Below are 18,898 nucleotides of genomic sequence, written 5' to 3' on the forward strand. Positions count from 1 at the left end.
CGGCCATTCTCGCAGAGCCTGGCCCGGTCCCGCCATGCCTTCGCAATCGGAGCCCCTATGAGCAACGCAGAAATCTACGTCGTCAGTGCCGTCCGTTCAGCCATTGGTGGCTTTGGCGGCTCCCTGAAGGACCTGCCGCTGGCCGACCTGGCCAGCACCATTACCCGTGCTGCCATCGAGCGTTCGGGCCTGGCCGCCGATCACGTTGGCCATCTGGTGATGGGCACGGTAATCCCCACTGAGCCGCGTGACGCCTACCTGGCCCGTGTGGCAGCAATGAACGCCGGCATCCCCAAGGAAACCCCGGCGTTCAACGTCAACCGCCTGTGCGGCTCGGGCCTGCAGGCCATCGTTTCGGCAGCCCAGGGGCTGTTGCTGGGGGACACCGACGTGGCCGTTGCAGCCGGTGCCGAATCCATGAGCCGTGGCCCATACCTGCTGCCACAGGCACGCTGGGGCGCGCGCATGGGTGACCTGCAAGGCATCGACTACACCGTCGGCGTGCTGCAGGACCCGTTCCAGCACTTCCACATGGGCATCACCGCCGAAAACGTCTCGGCCAAACACGGCATCACCCGCGAAATGCAGGACGAACTGGCCCTGACCAGCCAGCGCCGCGCCGCCCGCGCCATTGCCGAAGGCCGCTTCGACAGCCAGATCGTGCCGCTGGAGCTGAAAACCCGTAAAGGCAGCGTGCAGTTCAGTGTCGACGAGCATGTGCGTGGCGAAGTGACCGCTGAACAACTGGCCGGCATGAAGCCGGTGTTCAAGAAAGACGGCACCGTCACCGCCGGCAACGCCAGCGGCATCAACGACGGCGCCGCCAGCCTGGTGCTGGCGACGGGCGACGCCGTACGCCGCCTGGGCCTGAAGCCGCTGGCCCGCTTGGTGGGTTACGCCCACGCCGGTGTCGAACCTGAGCTGATGGGCCTGGGCCCGATCCCGGCCACCCGCAAGGTGCTGGAAAAGACCGGCCTGAAGGTGCAGGACCTGGACGTGATCGAGTCCAACGAAGCGTTCGCCGCCCAGGCCTGCGCCGTGGCCCGCGAGCTGGGCTTCGACCCGGAAAAGGTCAACCCCAACGGTTCGGGCATTTCCCTGGGCCACCCGGTGGGCGCCACGGGCGCGATCATCGCCACCAAAGCCATCCATGAACTGCAGCGCATCCAGGGCCGCTACGCGCTGGCCACCATGTGCATCGGTGGCGGCCAAGGCATTGCCGTGGTCTTCGAACGCGTCTGAGGGAGGCTGACACATGAGCATTGAACAAATCGCCGTGATCGGCGCCGGCACCATGGGCAACGGCATTGCCCAGGTGTGCGCAGTGGCCGGCTACCAGGTGCTGCTGGTGGACGTGTCCGACGCAGCACTGGAGCGTGGTGTGGCCACCTTGAGCAAAAACCTCGAGCGCCAGGTCAACAAAGGCACCCTGGATGCGGACAACGCCGCAGCCGCCAAAGCCCGCATTCGCACCAGCACCGACTATAGCCAGCTCAACGGTGCACAGCTGGTGATCGAGGCCGCGACCGAGAACCTGCAGCTCAAGCAACGCATCCTGCAGCAGGTGGCGGCCAACGTCGCTGCCGACTGCCTGATTGCCACCAACACCTCGTCGCTGTCGGTCACCCAGCTGGCTGCCAGCATCGATCACCCCGAGCGTTTCATTGGTGTGCATTTCTTCAACCCGGTGCCGATGATGGCGCTGGTGGAGATCATTCGCGGCCTGCAGACCAGCGACAGCACCTATGCCCAGGCGCTGGTGGTGACCGAAAAGGTCGGCAAGACACCGATCACCGCCGGCAACCGCCCGGGCTTCGTGGTCAACCGCATCCTGGTGCCGATGATCAACGAAGCGATCTTCGTGCGCCAGGAGGGTCTGGCCAGTGCCGAGGACATCGACACCGGCATGCGCCTGGGCTGCAACCAGCCCATCGGCCCACTGGCCCTGGCCGATCTGATTGGCCTGGACACGCTGCTGGCGATCATGGAGGCCTTCCATGAGGGCTTCAACGACAGCAAATACCGCCCTGCCCCGCTGCTCAAGGAAATGGTCGCGGCCGGTTGGCTGGGGCGCAAGAGCGGTCGCGGCTTCTTCACCTATTGAGGGCCCTGCGCCATGCCCCCGGTCAATGCCGCAATGCGCTGTGCCAATTTTGAAGAGCGACGTGACCGGGCCATGGCGCTGTTTGCCGAAAAGGGCTTTGGCCAGGTCAGCATGCGCGAGCTGGCGGCCCATGTGGGGCTGACCGCAGGCTCGCTGTACCATCACTTCCCGAGCAAGCAGGACTTGCTGTACGACCTGATCGAGGAGTTGTACGAGGAACTGCAGGCCACCCTGGACCAGGGCCGCCGGGCCATGGCGCGTGGGGCCTCGGCGTTGAGCTGCCTGATTGCGGCGCACTGGCAGTTGCATGCCGAGCGGCCCATGCAGTTTCGGCTGGCCGAGCGGGATTTGTGCTGCCTGAGTGACGAACAGCGGGCGCGTTTGGCGTTGTTGCGTTCGCGTTATGAAGCGGGGCTGCTGAGGCTGATTGCACCGCAGGCGAAGCTGCAAGGGGAAGCCCTGGTGGCGACGGCGCATGTGGTGGCGACGCTGCTTAACCAGTTGCCGGGGATGTTGAAGGCGCTGCCTGAGGAGCAGGGGCTGGGGTTGATGGAGAGTATGTTGGTAGGGGGTATTGAGCGAACCTTGCGGTAGCCTGTGCCGGCCTCTTCGCGGGCAAGCCCACTCCCACAGGACCTCCACTGTGCTTGAAATCTGTGGCGTACCTGTGGGAGCGGGCTTGCCCGCGAAAAAGCCAACTCAGTTATCGCAGGAGTGCCTGGATCTGCTCGTGCAAGGTATCCAGGTCAAACGGCTTGGCCAAGATCGGTGCCTTGCGAGTGATCGGGCTGCCCGATTCGAGAATCTCCGCCGGGTAGCCACTGATGAAGATCACCTTCAGGTCCGGCCGCAACTTCACCGCAGGCTCGGCAATCTCCACCCCGGAGATACCACCAGGCAGGCGGAAATCCGTCACCATCAGGTCCAGGTGCGGCTTGCTGGCCAGGATGGCAAACGCCTGCTCGCCATCTTCGGCCACCAGCACGTGATACCCCTCGCCCGCCAGGTAATCCCGCAGAATCATGCGAATCGCCGGTTCATCCTCGACGATCAGCACTACATCTTGTGCATCTTCACTCATGTTAACGCCTTGAAATGCTTACAGTTGGCCATCAGACCCCAGGCTCATGCAGAGGTTGCCCGCGCCTGGTCGTTTTGTTGTTCGTAGGTTGCCAGCGGCAGTTGCAAGGTAAACGTGGCCCCCTTGCCCTCTTCACTGTCGACCCGGATGCACCCGCCATGGGCCTGCACGATCTGTTCCGATATAAACAACCCCAAGCCCAATCCGCCGCTGGCTTGCTGGGTGGCCACCCGCTCGAACTGCTGGAAAATGCGCTGCTGGTTGGCCGCACCAATGCCGATACCCTGGTCCTGCACTTGCACGCACGCCAGGCCGTCCTGTTCGAACACCCGCACCTGCACCGGCTTGCGCTCACCATATCGCAAAGCATTGGACAACAGGTTGACCACCACTTGTTCAATGCGAAATTCGTCCCACTCACCGTGCAGCGGTTCGCAACGTTGTAGCTCGATACGCGTGTCCAAAGCAGTGGCCTGGGCAGCGAAATTCTCCACCAGGCCACCTACCAGTTGGCTCAAGTCGAAGGTCTTGGGCCGTAGCGACAGCTTGCCGGTGCGGATACGCGACACATCGAGCATGTCTTCGATCAGGCGAATCAGGCTATTGATCTGCCGTTCATCGCGCTCGACCATCGCCTGCAGCTTCTCGCCACTGAACGCTGCAAGGTTGCCGCGTGCCAGGTGCATCTTGCGCAGCTGGGTTTCCAGGATCAACCCATTGAGCGGCGTGCGAACCTCGTGGGCGACGATCGACATGAAGTCATCCCGCATTCGCACGGCATGCTCCAGCTCGCCTCGCGCCGTCTGCAACTGGGCCAACAACAGTTCCTGCTCCTGGCGGCTGCGCTCCAGCGCCTGCAACTGGCGGTCGAGTACCTTGCGCTGGCGGTACACGTCGACGAACACCGACACCTTGCTCTTCACCGCCAGGGTATCGAGCGGCTTGTGCAGGAAGTCCACCGCCCCGCTTTCGTAGCCCTTGAAGGCATAGTTCATCTCACGCCCGGCTGCGGTGACGAAGACGATGGGAATGTTGCGGGTCTTTTCCGTGCCACGCATCAGCTCAGCCAGCTCGAAGCCGTTCATGCCTGGCATTTGCACATCGAGGATGGCCAGGGCGAACTCGTGTTCGAGCAGCAGCGACAATGCGGCCTCTGCAGACTGGGCTTGATGCACCTCGCGGCCTTCGCCCTGAATCAGGGCGTCGAGGGCCAGCAGGTTCTCCGGCAGATCGTCGACAATCAACAGTTTGGCGATGGTGTGGCTTAGCATGCGCTGGATTCCAGGGCGGCGAGCAACTGCTCGATGCCACTCAGAGAAAGTATATGGTCAGGCTGGTGCAGGGCCAGGGCGGCCTCAGGCATCAGCGCAACCTGTGCGTCACGGGGGTCCTGGACGATGGTCCGCCCCCCGCTGTTCTTGATGTAGGCAAGCCCTTCGGCGCCATCTTCATTGGCACCGGTAAGCAACACGCCAAGCAGGCCGTCACCGTAGGCGTCAGCCGCCGACATGAACAGGAAATCGATCGATGGCCGGGAAAAATGCCGCGGTGGCTCCTGGCTCAGCGACAGGGTGAAGTCGCGCTCCACCGACAAGTGGTAGCCAGGCCCTGCCACATACACCTGCCCGGGCTTCAGCGGTTGCTTGTCGCGAGCCTCGCACACCGGGCGCTGCAAACGCCGTTGCAGCACCTCGGCCAACTGGCTGTCGCGGTCATCCGGCAGGTGCAGCACGCACACCACCGGGATGCCGTAGCCGGCGGGCAACGCGCCGAGCACGGTGAACAACGCCGTCACGCCGCCCGCCGAGGCGCCGATCACCACCGCGCGTATGCCGTTCATGATTTGCGGTAGATCCGTTCAGGCTTGACCAGCGGCTCGAACCGGTCGCTGTAGGCCGAAAAGTCCACCGACTCCTTGCTGCCCAGCACCAGGAAGCCGCGGTGGCACAGGGATTCATGGAACAGGCCCAGGGCGCGGTCTTGCAGTTCCTTGTTGAAATAGATGAGCACGTTGCGGCACGACACCAGCTGGGTTTCGGAAAACACGCTGTCGGTGGCCAGGCTATGGTCGGCGAAGGTCACGTTGTCACGCAGGGTGCTGTCCATGATGGCGTTGCCGTAGGCCGACGTGTAGTACTCGGAAAAGTCCCTGCGCCCGCCCGCGATGCGGTAGTTTTCGGCGTACTCGCGCATGCTCTGCATCGAGTAGATACCCTGCTTGGCCTTGTCCAGCGAATGCGGGTTGATGTCGGTGGCGTAGATGATGGTGCGCTCCAACAGGCCTTCCTCGCGCAGCAGGATGGCCATGGAGTACACCTCCTCACCCGTGCTGCAGCCCGCAATCCACACCTTGATCGAAGGCCAGGTGCGCAGCAACGGCACCACTTCGTTGCGCAGCGCCAGGAAGTGCCCCGGGTCGCGGAACATTTCGCTAACCGGGATCGTCAGGTACTGCAGCAACTGCATGAACATGCCCGGGTCGTGCAGCACGCGCTCCTGCAGCGCCGACACGGTCAGGCAGTCGAACTGGCGCAGCGCGTGAAGGATCCGGCGCTTGATCGAAGCGCCGGAATAGTTGCGGAAATCGTAGCTGTACTTGAGGTAGATGGCCTCGATCAGCAAGCGGATCTCGATGTCGGTGTTACGTTCGCTAGTCAAATTCGCTCCAGTTGCGGCAGCCATACACGGATCAGCGAGAACAGGCGGTCCAGGTCGATCGGTTTGGCCAGGTAATCATTGGCCCCGGCCTGCAGGCAACGCTGCTGGTCATCCTTCATGGCCTTGGCGGTCACGGCGATGATCGGCAGCTTGCGCCAGCGCTGTTGCTGGCGGATCAGGCGGGTGGCTTCGAAGCCGTCCATTTCCGGCATCATCACGTCCATCAGCACCAGGTCGATGTCGTCATGCTGCTCCAGGCGCTCGATGGCTTCACGCCCGTTGCGGCCGATTTCCACAATCGCGCCCTTGTGCTCCAGGGCACTGGTGAGGGCAAAAATGTTACGCACATCATCGTCCACCAGCAGTATCTTGCGGCCTTCGAACACCTTGTCGCGGCTGCGTGCGGTCTTGAGCATGCGCTGGCGTTCATTGGACAACTGCGACTCGACCTTGTGCAGGAACAGCGTGACTTCGTCCAGCAGGCGCTCCGGCGAGCGAGCGCCCTTGATGATGATCGAACGCGAATACTTGAGCAGGTCGGCTTCTTCTTCGCGGGTCAGGTTGCGACCGGTATACACGATCACCGGCGGGAAGGAACGGATATCTTCGGCGGTCATGCGCTTGAGCAGCTCGTTACCGAGCATGTCGGGCAACTTGAGGTCGATGATCATACAGTCGTAGATGTTCTCGCGCAGCAGTTCCAGGGCGTCCTGGGCCATGGCCACGGCCGTGATTTCGACGTCGTCGTCGCCAATCAGGCGGGCAATGCTTTCGCGCTGTAGGTCGTCGTCTTCCACCAGCAGGATGTGCTTGAGCTTCTGGGTCAGCTTGGCCTCCAGGCGGGCGAACACTTCTTTGAGCTCGTCGCGACTGGTGGGCTTGACCGCGTAGCCGACAGCGCCCATGTGCATGGCGGCCTCGACCCGGTCTTCGACAGAAATGATATGCACCGGGATGTGCCGGGTGCAGGCCTGCTCCTTGAGGCGCTGCAATACCGTCAGGCCCGAATGGTCGGGCAGGCGCATGTCCAGCAGGATCGCATCGGGGATGTACTGGGCGGCCAGCTCGAACCCTGCGTCGGCGCCCTGCGCCACCAGGCAGCTGTAACCCAGTTCATGGGCCAGGTCGAAGAGGATGCGGGCGAAGTTGGGTTCGTCTTCGATCACCAGGATGCAGCGGTTGCCGAACGGCGCGCCCTCACGGTCGTCGTCAAACGCCGGCAACGGGCGTTTTGGCGCTGCCGCCACCGGCACCTGAGGGGCAGGCGGCAGGGTGTCGACCGCCGGGCGCAGGCTGAGGGGCTCCACGCTGTGCCCCACGCTTTCGTAGTGCTCTGGCAGGATCAGGCTGAACACACTGCCTTTGCCAGGGCTGCTGTCAACGCTGATCTGCCCGCCCAGCAAATGCGCCAGGTCGCGCGAGATCGAAAGCCCCAGGCCGGTGCCACCGTAACGGCGGTTGCTGGTACCGTCGACCTGATGGAAGGCACCGAAAATGGCCTGCTGCTGGTCGACGGCAATGCCGATGCCAGTATCGCGCACAGCGAAGACAATGCCAGTGCCAGCCTGGTAACCGATGTTCAGGCTCACCTGGCCACGCTCGGTGAACTTGATGGCATTGGACAGCAGGTTCTTGAGGATCTGCTCCAGGCGCTGGCGGTCGGTGAACAGGGTGGCGGGTACATTCGGTTCAGCGTTTACTTCGAAGGCCAGCCCCTTGTGCCCGGCCAGCGGTTCGAACATGCCGCGCAGGCCCTCAACCAGGCGTTCCACCTGGGTGCTTTCAGGGCGCACTTCGAGCTTGCCGGCCTCGACCTTGGCAATGTCGAGAATGTCGTTGATCAGGTTGAGCAGGTCATTGCCGGCCGAGTAGATCGAATCTGCGAACTTGACCTGTTCATCGCTCAGGTTGCCTTCGGCGTTTTCCGACAGCAGTTTGGCCAGGATCAGCGAGCTGTTCAGCGGCGTGCGCAGCTCGTGGGACATATTGGCCAGGAACTCGGACTTGTACTTGCTCGAGCGCTGCAGCTCGTCGGCGCGCGCCTGCAGTTCGTCCTGAGCCTGCATCAGCTCGTCGTTCTTCAGGTCCAGCGCCTCTGTGCGTTCGGACAACTGCTCGTTGGTCTGCTCCAGCTCCGCCTGCTGGATTTCAAGGTGGGCCTGAGACTCCTTGAGCACGCGGGATTGTTCTTCCAGCTCTTCGTTGGCGGTTTTCAGCTCTTCCTGCTGCACTTGCAGCTCTTCGTTCAGCTGTTGGGTTTCGGCCAGCACTTCCTGCAGGCGTTGGCGGTAGCGGGCACTTTCAATGGAAATGCCGAGGTTACCGCCCAGGCGTTCCATCATTTCGTGATCACGCGCCTCCAGGGGGCGCAGAAAGCCAAGCTCGACCACACCGTTGATATGGCCGCCATCAATCGCCGGCATCAGCAAGGCATTGCGTGGCAGGCCGCTGCCCAGGCCGGAACTCAAGCGGTAATAGTCTTCAGGCAGTTCCTCAAGGCAAAGCAGTCGGCCTTCACGTACGGCCTGAGCCAGCAGGCCGTCATGATCGCCTTTCACCTGTTCCCGGGCTTGCTCTTCAGCGTCCAGGCCATAGGTGGCCACACGCACCAGGCGCCCGTGTTCGTCACGCACATACACCGCCCCCACCACGCTGCCCAGGTAGCGGGCAAAGAAGCGTAGGATGTTGTCACCGAGCATGGGCAGGGTCAGTTGGCCCAGCACCTGTTCGGCCAGTTGGGTCTGGCCATTGCGCAGCCAGGCCTGGTGTTCCAGGCGCTCGGCTGCACGTTGCTGGGCCTTGAAGTTCTCTTCGTAGCTGTTCGACAACGCCAGCAGGTCGCGCCGCCCCAGATAAGCCAACAAGGCGCTGAGGCCGACGATGAACAGCAAAAAGGCTGAAATGGCGGTGACGGTAACGCTGCTGACCTTTTCGTTGCGTGCCATGCGCAGTTGCTGCTCGGTGCCGATCAGGCCATCGAATTCCTTACGGATCTCGTCGGTCAGGCGCTTGCCCCGACCATTGCCGATCGACCCCTGGTAATCGCCCTGGTTGCGGCGCAGGTTGATCATCTCACTGCCGAAGGTATTCCACGCTTGCTGCAGGGCAATCAGCCGATCAATGCGGTCGACCTGCTGCGGGTTGTCCTCGACCATGCCGCGCAGGCTCTGCAAGCTGGCCAGAATACGCGGCTTGGCCACCTCGTAGGGGTCGAGGAAACGCTCGTCTCCAGTGATCAGAAAGCCGCGCATGCCGGTTTCCATGTCGATCGACAGCTTGACCGTTTCGTTGGCATTACCGATCACCCGGTCGGTATGCTCAACCCACTGCATGGCCGACAGCAGGTAGTTGATCACCGCGACAAAGGCCACGGCACCCAGCAGGCCCACCCCCAGCGGGAGACCGATGTTGCGGCTCAACAGCTTGCGAAAGCTTCGTTGGTCCATCAAGGCTGATTGCATCATGTGAAAGGGCCCAAGCAAGAAAAGTCCATTGAAAAGCGTGGCTGATCAATCGTTATAGTTGTCTGCCACTGCGCCGTCCTGTTAAGCGAGTCTAACCAGCTTTGGCAGGTCTGGCAGGGCATTTAGCCAGTATTTGAAGGTGGCGTGCGCCAATCGTTCCATCTGATTGCATGGATCGGTATCCTCGGGAACTTCTGGTGCCGCCCGGTGCACAGATTAAAGACATTCATTGCACAGGACCCGTACCATGCACCTTCTGGTAGTCGAAGACGACGACATCGTTCGTATGCTGATGGTCGAAGTGCTCGATGAGTTGGGCTACGAAGTGATCGAGGCAGAAGACGCCGCAGCCGCCCTGCGGGTGCTCGAAGACGCGAGCCAGGCGCTGGCACTGATGATGACCGATGTGGGTTTGCCGGACATGCGTGGCGAAGAGCTCGCCGGCAAGGCGCGCGAATTGCGCCCTCTACTGCCTGTACTGTTCGCCAGCGGTTATGCAGACAGCCTCAATGTGCCCGAGGGCATGCACATGATCGGCAAGCCGTTCAGTATCGATCAGTTGCGGGACAAGGTGGTGGCCATCCTCGGCCCGGTTTGAGATAGGGTTGCCTGTACCGGCTTATTCGCGGGCACAGGCAATACACCTCACAACTACCTGCGCAACAGGTAGGTATCCATGATCCACCCCTTGCGCCGCCGTTCCCGCTCACGCACTTCCAGAATCTGCGCCTTCACCGCCTGTAACGGCCCAGCAATCAGCACTTCATCCTCGGTCCCCAGGTAAGCGCCCCAGTAGATGACCAACGCTGGATCATCCAGCTGGGCAAACGCGCACTGCCCGTCGAGCATCACCACCACGTTGTCGATTGGCCCCTGCCCGGTGAGGCGCCGCCCTGGTAGCACGGTCAGCGGCTCGCCAATGCGGTTGAGTGGCACCTGATGACGCGCAGCCAGCGCCTGCACACTGCTGATGCCAGGGACTATCTGCAGGCGTAACGCCAGGCCACGTTCTCGGACCAGATCGAGTACGCGCAGGGTGCTGTCGTACAGGGTCGGCTCGCCCCACAGCAAAAAAGCGCCGGTTTCGCCGTCGTCAATTTCCTGTTCGATCAACTGCGCATACAGCGCAGCCCGCTGCCGGTGCCAGCCCTGTACCGCAGCCAGGTAATCGTCCGCCCGGGCATCGCGCAAAGGGTCGGCTACTTGTAGCAGGCGATAGCCGCCCTCGGGCCGGTAGCGCTGCAGAATGCCCTTGCGCAGACGCACCAGTTCATCCTTGTCGCTACCTTTTTCGAGCACGAAGAACACACTGGCTTTTCGCAACGCATCGACGGCCTCATAGGTAACCTGGCGCGGGTCACCCGGGCCGATGCCGATCAACAACAGGTTTTTCATTGCCCTGCCCTTTGCGGGAACCAGCCGCCATTGTCAGTTGGCAGCTGGTATTTGGCAAAGCGATCGCTTAGAACATCGAGAAGTTATAACTGACAATTACCCGTGTTTCGTCCATGTCACGCGCCCACTTCTCGTAGTTACTGCGGTAAGTGGAATTACGCAGGCGTACGCTGACATCCTTGAACGTGCCACTTTGCACCTGGTACTTGAACTCGGTGTCGCGTTCCCATTCCTTACCTTCGGCCGTGCTGCCCGGCACCTTGATGTTGTCGCCGTTGATGTAACGGGTGAAGAAGGTCAGGCCGGGCACGCCCAGCGCCTTGAAGTCATAGTCATAGCGTACTTGCCAGGAACGCTCCTGGGCGGCAGCGAAGTCGTTGACCTGGGCATAGTTGACCAGGTACGGGTTGCTGCCATCCAGGTACGGCATGGCGCTGTCGCCATACATGCGCTGCCAGCCGGCGCTGAGCTTGTGGCCACCCAGGCTGTAGCCGAGCATACCGCTGAAGGCGCGGTGGTCGATTGCGCCAGCGCGGGCATTGCCGATGTCGTCACTCTTGATCAGGCGCAGATCGGCCGACAGGCTGCCGACTGCCAGCGGCTGGCTGACCACCAGGCTGAGGAAGTGCTGGCGGTAGATGTTTTCCAGCTTGGCCACTTGGTACTGGGCGCTGAAGCGCTCGTTGAAACGGTAATCGACACCGGCCAGGTCGAAGTGGTCGGCTTCGATATCGCAGGCATAGCGCTTGTTCTTGCAGTGCACGCGAATGTCCTGGCGGTCGGTGGAATCCCGGGCGGTGTATTTGTTCAGGCGAGCCAGGGTGAACTTCAGGTCGTGCAGTTCTTCAGAGGTGAGCATGGCGCCATGGAACATGGTCGGCAGCAGGCGACCATCGTTGTACTTGAGCAACGGCATATCCGGCATCATCGAACCGTACTTGAGCACGGTGTTGGAGACCTTGACCTTTGCCGCCAGGCCCATCTTCGCGTACTGGTCGGCCGAGTGCCGTGGGTCGTGGCCGGAAGACGGCAGCAAACCACTGTTACTGTCGGCCGGGCTGGAATCCAGTTTGAAGCCGAACATGCCCAGTGCATCCACACCAAAACCTACCGGGCCTTGGGTATAACCCGACTGCACATTGAGGATGAAGCCTTGTGCCCACTCTTCGCGCTTGGACGCACCTTGGCTGGAACTGCTGTGGCCGTCACGAAAATCCCGGTTGAAATAGACATTGCGTGCTTCAAGCTTGGCACTGCTGTCTTCCAGAAAACCGGCGGCCTGGGCATTGACGCCGGCACACAACAGGAACAGGCCGGCAACACGGCGCCCGGGGGCGAGGGGGAAAGGGGCAAACATGCGAGGAAACATCCAGAATAAAAACGGGTTAACAACCTGTGGCACGCGTTGGTCACGGTACTGCGACAGGCCAGAACAATAGCCGACCATCATCTGAAATGATCGCGCAAAGGCTCTGGCACGGGCCATTGGACCATGGTCTAAGCGTCCCGGCAGGTCGCCGCAGAAAACCGGCGAAATAACGCGCGCAAAACTAGGAAAGTTCCCAAATTACTTACAAAAAGTTAGCAGTTTACCCAGTACCCATGAATGACTACACTCGATATCAGCGAACAGCAGAACCCACCCGCGTGGCCGGCGTTTTCATTCTTCCTCAATGTTCGTCACGCCCTCCCACGACCGACGTACAGGAGTGATTACAGTGTCCAGACTTGCAGAGTTTCGTGCTGCCGAAAAAGCGCTCCAGGAACAGATGGCGCAACTGGAAGCGTTGAAAAAGGATGCCGGCCTAAAACGCGAAATCGAATTCGAGCAGAAACTAGTCGGCCTGATGAAAAGCTATGATAAGAGCCTGCGCGATATCATCGCCATCCTCGACCCGAAAGCCGTGACCCGGGTATCTGGCGCCGCGCCCAAGCAACAGCGCCGCCCACGCGTGGTGAAGGTGTATCAAAACCCGCACACCGGCGAGCGAATCGAGACCAAAGGCGGCAACCACCGCGGGCTCAAGGCCTGGAAAGAACAGTACGGCGCCGCGACGGTAGACAGCTGGGTACGCTGATGAAACGTCCACGCGCACTTCACACTTTTTTCACAAGGACTGGCTCAGTATCGAGACAGCTAAAGGACTAGCGACCCCATCACGCGCCCGCACATGCGGGCCTCTAATTCCAGCGCCCTGCCTTGTGCAGGGCGCTTTCATTTGCGCTATCGGCGCACTGCCGTATCATGGCCAGCCTGTCCGTTTTGCCGGTGCCCTTGCCCCGGCCCCGTCTCAGGAGTTCCCATGAGCCTGCACGATCTGCAAACCCTGCCTGGCGTCACCGCCCAGCCAGACACCGCCACCGCCCAGTTCGTCTTCAACCACACCATGCTGCGGGTCAAGGACATCGAGAAATCGCTGGACTTCTACACCCGCGTGCTGGGCTTTCGCCTGGTGGACAAGCGCGACTTCCCCGAAGCCGCTTTCAGCCTGTACTTCCTGGCCCTGGTCGACCCGGCGCAGATCCCTGCCGATGACGCCGCACGCCATCAGTGGATGAAGTCGATCCCTGGCGTACTGGAGCTGACCCACAACCACGGCACCGAAAACGATGCCGGGTTTACCTACCACAACGGCAACACCGACCCGCGCGGGTTTGGCCACATCTGCATTTCAGTGCCGGACGTGCGCGCCGCCTGTGCACGCTTCGAAGCGCTGGACGTACCGTTCCAGAAACGCCTGCAGGACGGGCGCATGAACTACCTGGCCTTCGTCAAGGACCCGGACGGTTACTGGGTGGAAGTGATCCAGCCAACCGAACTCGAAGGCTAAGCGTTCATCGCCGTGCGCTCGTCGGGCCGGGAACTCCCGGCCCCTTGCTGTGGTATATGAAGGTAACTGCTTCACATGCCACAGCGAGGTAAGGACGATGCAATCTCTTCACTGTGAATACCGCAAGCACACCATCACCGCCAGCGTGATGCCCCACCCCGACTCTCCCCTGCCCTATGCCGCCGGCTGCCTGATCACCGCCCCTGACGGGCATACCAGCAGGCGCATGTCGATGCCAATGAAGTTTTTCTCGGACCTTGAGAATGCGCAGCATGTGTCGCTGGCTCACGGCCGGGCCCTGGTTGACCAGCAGCTGGATGAGGGGCACAAGGTGTTTTGATCCCTTGATTGCCTGTACTGGCCTCTTCGCCGGCAAGCCCGCTCCCACAGGGAAATCACACAACCTGAAATGTGTGCAGTACCTGTGGGAGCGGGCTTGCCGGCGAAGAGACCAATACACGAGTCACTAGATATCCCGGGCGTGCGCCACCGCCGCATCCACCTGCAACCGCGTTGGCCTTACCCCGGTGTACAGCACAAACTGTTCCAGCGCCTGCAAGGCAATCACCTCCAGCCCCGTGATGACCGGCTTGCCCAACGCCTGCGCCCGGCGGATCAGCGGGGTTTGCGCCGGCATCGCCACCACATCGAACACCCGCTCCGCCGCTGCAATGGCAAGCTCGGAAAACGCCAGTTCTTCGGCCTCCGGTCCACCCGCCATCCCGATTGGCGTCACGTTCACCAGCATCGGCGGGCAGATATCGCCCAGGTCCGGTACCCAGCGATAGCCACAAGTATCCGCCAGCTGGCGCCCGGCTTGCTCGTTGCGCGCAACGATCAAGCCCTCGGCAAAGCCGGCATCGCGCAAGGCACTGGCCACGGCCTTGGCCATGCCACCACTGCCGCGCAGGGCAAAGGCAGTGCCCGGGTCGACCTTATGCTGTGCCAGCAACTGGCGGACAGCCAGGTAGTCAGTGTTGTAGGCCTTCAGGTGCCCCTCGGTGTTGACCAGGGTATTCACCGATTCAATGGCCGCAGCCGACGGGTCGATTTCGTCGACCAGGGCCATGCAGGCCTCCTTGTACGGCATCGACACGCCACACCCGCGGATCCCCAATGCGCGGATACCTGCCACGGCGGCTGGCAGGTCATCCGTGCGCATGGCCTTGTAATAGAAGTCCAGGCCCAACTGCTGGTACAGGTGGTTGTGAAAACGCACGCCGAAGGTGCCGGGGCGCCCGGCCAGGGAGATGCACAGTACAGTGTCCTTGCTTGGAGTTGTCGACATAACCTGCTCCTTTGTCATAGATGAAACGTTTTTTCAGCGTATCAGAGGCAACCACTCGTCGTCCCTTACATAACCTTTACCGTTTCCCTGTGCTCAGCTGACGAAGACCGGAGTCATAGTAGTAAGGCCCCGAACGAGGGGTTTCCCTGCGAGGTTGCGTTATGAACCGTCTCATTCCCGGAGTTGCCTTGCTGATCGGTGCCTTGGCCGTCAGCGGGCCTGCTGCTGCGCATGGCGGCCATGGCGGCGGCGGTTGGTATGGGCCGGGCCCGCTGTTGGGCGCGGCGGTGGTCGGCGCGGTGGTCGGGGCAACGGTGTATGGCGGACGTGACCGCACCGTGTATGTCGAACGCCAGCCGGTCTATTACGGCCCGCCGCCAGTCTATGTGCAACCACCACCGCAGCCGGTGTATTACCAGCCGTACTACGCACCAGCACCACCGCCCCCGGGCTACCGCACCTACTACGGCCCGCCGCCGGTGTATTACGGCCCGCCGCGCTGGTAAGGGTTGATAGAACTAATGACCACTATTGAGCACGTTGATTTCAAACCGCCCCGGCGGCTGCGTATGGTAGTGCCATGTCTTGCAGGAGGTCCCCATGGCCACTATCCATATCATGTCCGTCGTTGGCAGCGCCGTCCCCGCCTCACTGCGTGAGCAGGGCCTGCTGGCTTGCTGGTACCTGGTACGCAACGGTGAAGCCGTGAGCGGCCCGATGCCGACACTGGCCTCGGCCCAGGCACTGGTTGCACAGTTGCAACCCGGCACCTTGGTTGCCTGACCCGAATTTGTTGTGCGTTGCTCCCTACGCCCTTATGGCCCACCAAGATGGTGGGCTTTTTTTTGCCTGGGCCGCCTCAGCGTTGCGAGCTACGGCTCAGCTGGCTGCTCAGCACCATGATCTTGCCCTGAAGCCGCCCTACCGTCAGCACCAGCTCGTTGCGCTCCCTGGCCAGCTGGTCCGCTTTGGTTTCTGCCTCTCGGCGGGCATCGCGCTCGATGTCCAGCAGCTCGGTCAGGCGGCGGATAACTGCAACATCCGCGCTGTCCATCGCACGTTCGGCCGCATCCCTGGACAACCACTTGCGCAGCCACAGAAACGCACCTAGCAACACCGTGCCCGTACCGCTCAGCCAAGTGACTGTGCCTGGGCCGAGGTCGGTCGGATCCATGTGAACCTCATTACCAATGATGAAGTGATGAGCCCTGGAGAAAAGTGTCTCGCTGGCTTTCCTTGTTTGCCGCTTTAATTTAGCCTACAGCTAATTTCATCACAAGAGGCAATTTAGCCGTGCGCACATTTAGCAGCAAGCTAAAGACTGGCATGCTTTGCCCTATGGACATCTACGACATTCGCAAGCACAACCTGGTCAAATTGATCGGCAGCCAGAGGAAGGGATCCTGCGCAGAACGCTGGGGGATGGCGCCTGCACACCTGAGCCAGATCCTTTCTGACAAGACCGCAAAAAACCTGGGCGATGACGTAGCCCGCCGAATCGAGGGCATCGAAGGCCTGCCACGCGGGTGGTTCGACGCACTGTCGACAGGTGACCCGGTGCAGCTGCCAGTCGAAATTGTCGACGGCAAACTTTCTGCGGCCGACCTGGTCAAGCAGATGCTTGCCAGAAGTGGCAAAGGCATCCCCGAAGAAACTCGGCAGCGGTTGCTGGCCGCAGCTGAAGAGCCGCTGGACGCCACACGGGGGAAGGCCGAGCTTGTTCGCCCTGGCCTGGTGGGTGATGAAGTATGGATTGCCCACTACGACGTGCGGGCCGCCATGGGCGGTGGCCAGATCCCCCACGATTACCCGGAAATGTTCAAGGACGTTCGCGTCAGCCCTAGCCATCTTCGCGAGCTGGGCGTGGAATTCACTGAACACCACCACCTCAAGATGGTGACCGGCTGGGGCCAGTCAATGGAGCCGACCATCAGGCACCGTGACCCGCTGATCGTGGATGTGAGCATCCGGGATTTCGTGGGCGACGGGATCTATTTCTTTTCCTGGGGCGATCACATCTACATCAAGCGGCTGCAAATCGCTGATGAGGACCACTTCGAGATGATCTCCGACAACTCACGGCACAAGGACCGCATGATCCGCCGCGAAGAAACCTACATCCAGGCCCGGGTGCTGCTGGTGTGGAATGCACACCTGGTTTAACGCCGAAGCCCGCCACCCAGGCGGGCTTTTCATGATGCTCAGAATGGCGCCTGCGCTTCCACCTCCTCCGCCTTGCTGTCCTGCTCAACGATGAAGTCGCCGCGCTCCTCCACACTGCTGCGCGCCCAACGTACGGTAACGCTCTCGTCATCGTTGAACGTAAGGTCCAACTCGGACGTTTCGGACAACAGGCCCATCACCTCCTCCCACTCCGCATCACCGTCGGTATCCAGGCGATGCACCACCACCCAGCGCTGGGTCTGCGCGACCGGGTGGTTGATCATGGACGACACCCGCAGGCTAAGACGCTCGATTCCGGTCATTGCCTGACGCTGCCGGGAAGTTGACTGCATGTGCATAGGCCTATTCTCACCCTGAAATCTGTATATTTGTACAGTTGTTTAGAAAAGCTTATCTCACCGCCAAATCCAGCGTAAAGCCCCCACCGCTGAAAATTTTCGCCATTAGGTAATTTTGCGCAAAGCGAAATTTATTTAGCCTTACGCTATTGACTCAAATTTAGCTTATAGCTAACTTTCATCCCGCAGCCGCAAACACGTCCGCCAGAGCCCCCAGCCAATCCTAGCTTTGCGTCAGGAGTTCTCATGACCGTAGACATCAGCAACCTCATCATCGCTACGCCGGTAGCCGTATCCTCGTCCAACCCCGTTGCACTCGAACTCAACGGTGCTGAAGCAATTGCCAGTTACCCGAGCATCGTCAAGGTGCTCAGCGATGGTTCGATCCAGTTCTCAGCCCCCACCAAAGGCGCCTCAAGCAAAAGCACCCACAGGACCCGCTGCGAGTGGACGGAAACCGAGGAGTGGACACTGGCCAGCGCCCAGGATCACTGGAACTACCAAACCATGACGCTGACCAAGGTCAACGCTGCACAGAAGGTGGTCATCGCCCAGATGCACGTGCGTGGGGACGATAGCCCGCCAGTGAAGGTGTTCTGGAACAAGGGCAACATCACGCTGGGGTTTCGGCGCACCTACAACCAGGCCGACCCGGTGAACTCGACACTGCTGAAAGGCGTGCCGCTGGGAGGCAGGTTCATCGTCAGCATCCACACCACGTCTGCCGGCGTGGTCAACGTAACGGCCAAATACAACGGTGTTTCCGGCTCGTCAGGCAATTTGCAACTCGACAGTACCTGGGCGCCACGCGTGTTCGAGTTTCACGGCGGCATCTACAACCAGGTTGACTACACCGATACAACACCGGCCGATGACGGCTCGGTCTGCATCATCAGCGAACTGTCACTGATCCACCGCTGATCGATGCAAGCCCTAAAGGCATCTTGGCGCCCTGCCCGTCACGGGTTGCGCCGGGTCGCCGTGACACGCCACGCCAGTGATTAGTCTCGATGAGTCATATTGTTGCCTTCCCGCTCCCAGACTAATAATTAACTGTCTGCCTGGGGAGGCGCGAAACATGCAATCACGATTCGTCATTATCCCTGCCGTGCCAGTGGAAGGTGATTCTTTCCGCATCGGTAACCGGTTCTATGCCGCTACCACTTCGGGCGGCTTCGACATCTACGACAACCAGGAAAAACAGCGGCTCAAACGGGGCTATATCAACAAATCCGAAGCGGCGGCAGCGTGCACGTTGATGAACGCCGAATCACGCAACCCAAAAGAGCTGTTTCCCATCCTGCGTACCGACTGATTTGTTATCCGACCTGATCATGGCCGCGCCCAGCGGCCAGCGCGGCCGTGCGCCTGAAATCAGGCTCTGCTCCGCTACAGGATTAAATTTCCTTCACCTTGCGCCCTTTAGTCATAAGGCATTCGACAGCGTTTGGGCCATACTCCACAGATGTTTTTTGGGGTTTGGCGGGTTTCCGAGAGGAAGGAAAGCCCGTATTTACGGGCCTTCCTGAATCGCCCCTGGTTTCGTAGACACCTC

At 61.0% G+C, this 18,898-nt stretch carries 22 protein-coding genes; 12 read left to right on the plus strand and 10 right to left on the minus strand.

Going from position 1 to position 18,898, the window contains the following annotated elements:
* The first annotated feature begins 57 nt into the window (after positions 1-57).
* Genes ACF8R4_RS18155 through ACF8R4_RS18165 form a run of 3 tightly spaced genes read left to right on the plus strand, consistent with a single transcriptional unit; the run spans position 58 to position 2,698 of the window.
* Positions 58-1,242, plus strand: a complete 1,185-nt coding sequence (locus tag ACF8R4_RS18155; protein ID WP_060499279.1) for an acetyl-CoA C-acyltransferase family protein — start codon at positions 58-60, stop codon at positions 1,240-1,242.
* Between the two features lie 13 nt (positions 1,243-1,255).
* Complete coding sequence (locus tag ACF8R4_RS18160) at positions 1,256-2,104, plus strand: 3-hydroxybutyryl-CoA dehydrogenase (RefSeq protein WP_060499280.1); 849 nt, start codon at positions 1,256-1,258, stop codon at positions 2,102-2,104.
* Between the two features lie 12 nt (positions 2,105-2,116).
* Positions 2,117-2,698 (plus strand): TetR/AcrR family transcriptional regulator, encoded by a 582-nt coding sequence (locus ACF8R4_RS18165; RefSeq protein WP_104835068.1) that lies wholly within the window; start codon positions 2,117-2,119, stop codon positions 2,696-2,698.
* A gap of 109 nt (positions 2,699-2,807) precedes the next feature.
* Here ACF8R4_RS18165 and ACF8R4_RS18170 read toward each other — a convergent pair whose 3' ends face one another.
* The 5 genes from ACF8R4_RS18170 to ACF8R4_RS18190 are packed head-to-tail and all read right to left on the minus strand — an operon-like array spanning position 2,808 to position 9,307.
* Positions 2,808-3,185: a response regulator gene (locus ACF8R4_RS18170; protein ID WP_060499282.1), complete on the minus strand. Its 378-nt coding sequence runs from the start codon at positions 3,183-3,185 to the stop codon at positions 2,808-2,810.
* A gap of 44 nt (positions 3,186-3,229) precedes the next feature.
* A complete protein-coding gene (locus ACF8R4_RS18175) occupies positions 3,230-4,456 on the minus strand; it encodes a hybrid sensor histidine kinase/response regulator (protein ID WP_060499283.1) in 1,227 nt (408 codons plus the stop codon).
* Positions 4,450-5,025 (minus strand): chemotaxis protein CheB, encoded by a 576-nt coding sequence (locus ACF8R4_RS18180; RefSeq protein WP_104835070.1) that lies wholly within the window; start codon positions 5,023-5,025, stop codon positions 4,450-4,452. The genes ACF8R4_RS18175 and ACF8R4_RS18180 overlap by 7 nt, the downstream gene beginning before the upstream one ends.
* Positions 5,022-5,843, minus strand: coding sequence for a protein-glutamate O-methyltransferase CheR (locus ACF8R4_RS18185; RefSeq protein WP_019099468.1), 822 nt, complete (start codon positions 5,841-5,843; stop codon positions 5,022-5,024). Before ACF8R4_RS18185 ends, ACF8R4_RS18180 begins: the two co-directional genes overlap by 4 nt.
* Positions 5,840-9,307, minus strand: coding sequence for a response regulator (locus ACF8R4_RS18190; protein WP_392493079.1), 3,468 nt, complete (start codon positions 9,305-9,307; stop codon positions 5,840-5,842). Before ACF8R4_RS18190 ends, ACF8R4_RS18185 begins: the two co-directional genes overlap by 4 nt.
* A gap of 247 nt (positions 9,308-9,554) precedes the next feature.
* Here ACF8R4_RS18190 and ACF8R4_RS18195 point away from each other — a divergent pair, with 247 nt between their 5' ends.
* A complete protein-coding gene (locus ACF8R4_RS18195) occupies positions 9,555-9,905 on the plus strand; it encodes a response regulator (RefSeq protein ID WP_060499286.1) in 351 nt (116 codons plus the stop codon).
* Between the two features lie 53 nt (positions 9,906-9,958).
* On the opposite strand, the gene cobF is transcribed toward ACF8R4_RS18195, so the two are convergent.
* Positions 9,959-10,702 carry a precorrin-6A synthase (deacetylating) gene (gene cobF, locus ACF8R4_RS18200; RefSeq protein ID WP_060499287.1) on the minus strand — a complete coding sequence of 248 codons (744 nt, stop codon included), beginning with the start codon at positions 10,700-10,702 and terminating at the stop codon, positions 9,959-9,961.
* A 67-nt stretch (positions 10,703-10,769) separates the two neighbouring features.
* A complete protein-coding gene (locus tag ACF8R4_RS18205) occupies positions 10,770-12,059 on the minus strand; it encodes an OprD family porin (RefSeq protein ID WP_392493082.1) in 1,290 nt (429 codons plus the stop codon).
* Between the two features lie 361 nt (positions 12,060-12,420).
* Between ACF8R4_RS18205 and ACF8R4_RS18210 the strand changes: the two genes are divergently transcribed.
* From ACF8R4_RS18210 to ACF8R4_RS18220, 3 genes are all read left to right on the plus strand, one after another.
* Complete coding sequence (locus ACF8R4_RS18210; RefSeq protein WP_060499289.1) at positions 12,421-12,780, plus strand: histone-like nucleoid-structuring protein, MvaT/MvaU family; 360 nt, start codon at positions 12,421-12,423, stop codon at positions 12,778-12,780.
* A 225-nt stretch (positions 12,781-13,005) separates the two neighbouring features.
* Positions 13,006-13,533: a lactoylglutathione lyase gene (gene gloA, locus ACF8R4_RS18215; protein ID WP_060499290.1), complete on the plus strand. Its 528-nt coding sequence runs from the start codon at positions 13,006-13,008 to the stop codon at positions 13,531-13,533.
* Between the two features lie 97 nt (positions 13,534-13,630).
* Complete coding sequence (locus tag ACF8R4_RS18220) at positions 13,631-13,873, plus strand: hypothetical protein (protein ID WP_019099472.1); 243 nt, start codon at positions 13,631-13,633, stop codon at positions 13,871-13,873.
* Positions 13,874-13,999: 126 nt separating this feature from the next.
* Here ACF8R4_RS18220 and ACF8R4_RS18225 read toward each other — a convergent pair whose 3' ends face one another.
* A complete protein-coding gene (locus ACF8R4_RS18225; protein ID WP_392493085.1) occupies positions 14,000-14,821 on the minus strand; it encodes a shikimate 5-dehydrogenase in 822 nt (273 codons plus the stop codon).
* Positions 14,822-14,982: 161 nt separating this feature from the next.
* Here ACF8R4_RS18225 and ACF8R4_RS18230 point away from each other — a divergent pair, with 161 nt between their 5' ends.
* Together ACF8R4_RS18230 and ACF8R4_RS18235 are read left to right on the plus strand one after the other, a co-directional pair.
* Positions 14,983-15,327 (plus strand): hypothetical protein, encoded by a 345-nt coding sequence (locus tag ACF8R4_RS18230; protein ID WP_060499298.1) that lies wholly within the window; start codon positions 14,983-14,985, stop codon positions 15,325-15,327.
* A 94-nt stretch (positions 15,328-15,421) separates the two neighbouring features.
* Positions 15,422-15,604 carry a hypothetical protein gene (locus ACF8R4_RS18235; RefSeq protein WP_060499299.1) on the plus strand — a complete coding sequence of 61 codons (183 nt, stop codon included), beginning with the start codon at positions 15,422-15,424 and terminating at the stop codon, positions 15,602-15,604.
* 76 nt (positions 15,605-15,680) lie between these two features.
* Here ACF8R4_RS18235 and ACF8R4_RS18240 read toward each other — a convergent pair whose 3' ends face one another.
* Positions 15,681-15,995: a hypothetical protein gene (locus tag ACF8R4_RS18240; RefSeq protein ID WP_060499300.1), complete on the minus strand. Its 315-nt coding sequence runs from the start codon at positions 15,993-15,995 to the stop codon at positions 15,681-15,683.
* A gap of 164 nt (positions 15,996-16,159) precedes the next feature.
* Here ACF8R4_RS18240 and ACF8R4_RS18245 point away from each other — a divergent pair, with 164 nt between their 5' ends.
* A complete protein-coding gene (locus ACF8R4_RS18245; RefSeq protein ID WP_060499301.1) occupies positions 16,160-16,984 on the plus strand; it encodes a S24 family peptidase in 825 nt (274 codons plus the stop codon).
* A gap of 38 nt (positions 16,985-17,022) precedes the next feature.
* On the opposite strand, the gene ACF8R4_RS18250 is transcribed toward ACF8R4_RS18245, so the two are convergent.
* Positions 17,023-17,343: a DUF1654 domain-containing protein gene (locus tag ACF8R4_RS18250; RefSeq protein WP_164524412.1), complete on the minus strand. Its 321-nt coding sequence runs from the start codon at positions 17,341-17,343 to the stop codon at positions 17,023-17,025.
* A 246-nt stretch (positions 17,344-17,589) separates the two neighbouring features.
* On the opposite strand from ACF8R4_RS18250, the gene ACF8R4_RS18255 reads away from it, so the two are divergent.
* Positions 17,590-18,264 carry a polysaccharide lyase family 7 protein gene (locus ACF8R4_RS18255; protein WP_060499303.1) on the plus strand — a complete coding sequence of 225 codons (675 nt, stop codon included), beginning with the start codon at positions 17,590-17,592 and terminating at the stop codon, positions 18,262-18,264.
* A gap of 157 nt (positions 18,265-18,421) precedes the next feature.
* Complete coding sequence (locus ACF8R4_RS18260; RefSeq protein WP_060499304.1) at positions 18,422-18,658, plus strand: Arm DNA-binding domain-containing protein; 237 nt, start codon at positions 18,422-18,424, stop codon at positions 18,656-18,658.
* Positions 18,659-18,898 lie beyond the last annotated feature (240 nt).

It is taken from the genome of Pseudomonas sp. FYR_2, from assembly GCF_043106425.1.
GTDB lineage: Bacteria > Pseudomonadota > Gammaproteobacteria > Pseudomonadales > Pseudomonadaceae > Aquipseudomonas > Aquipseudomonas monteilii.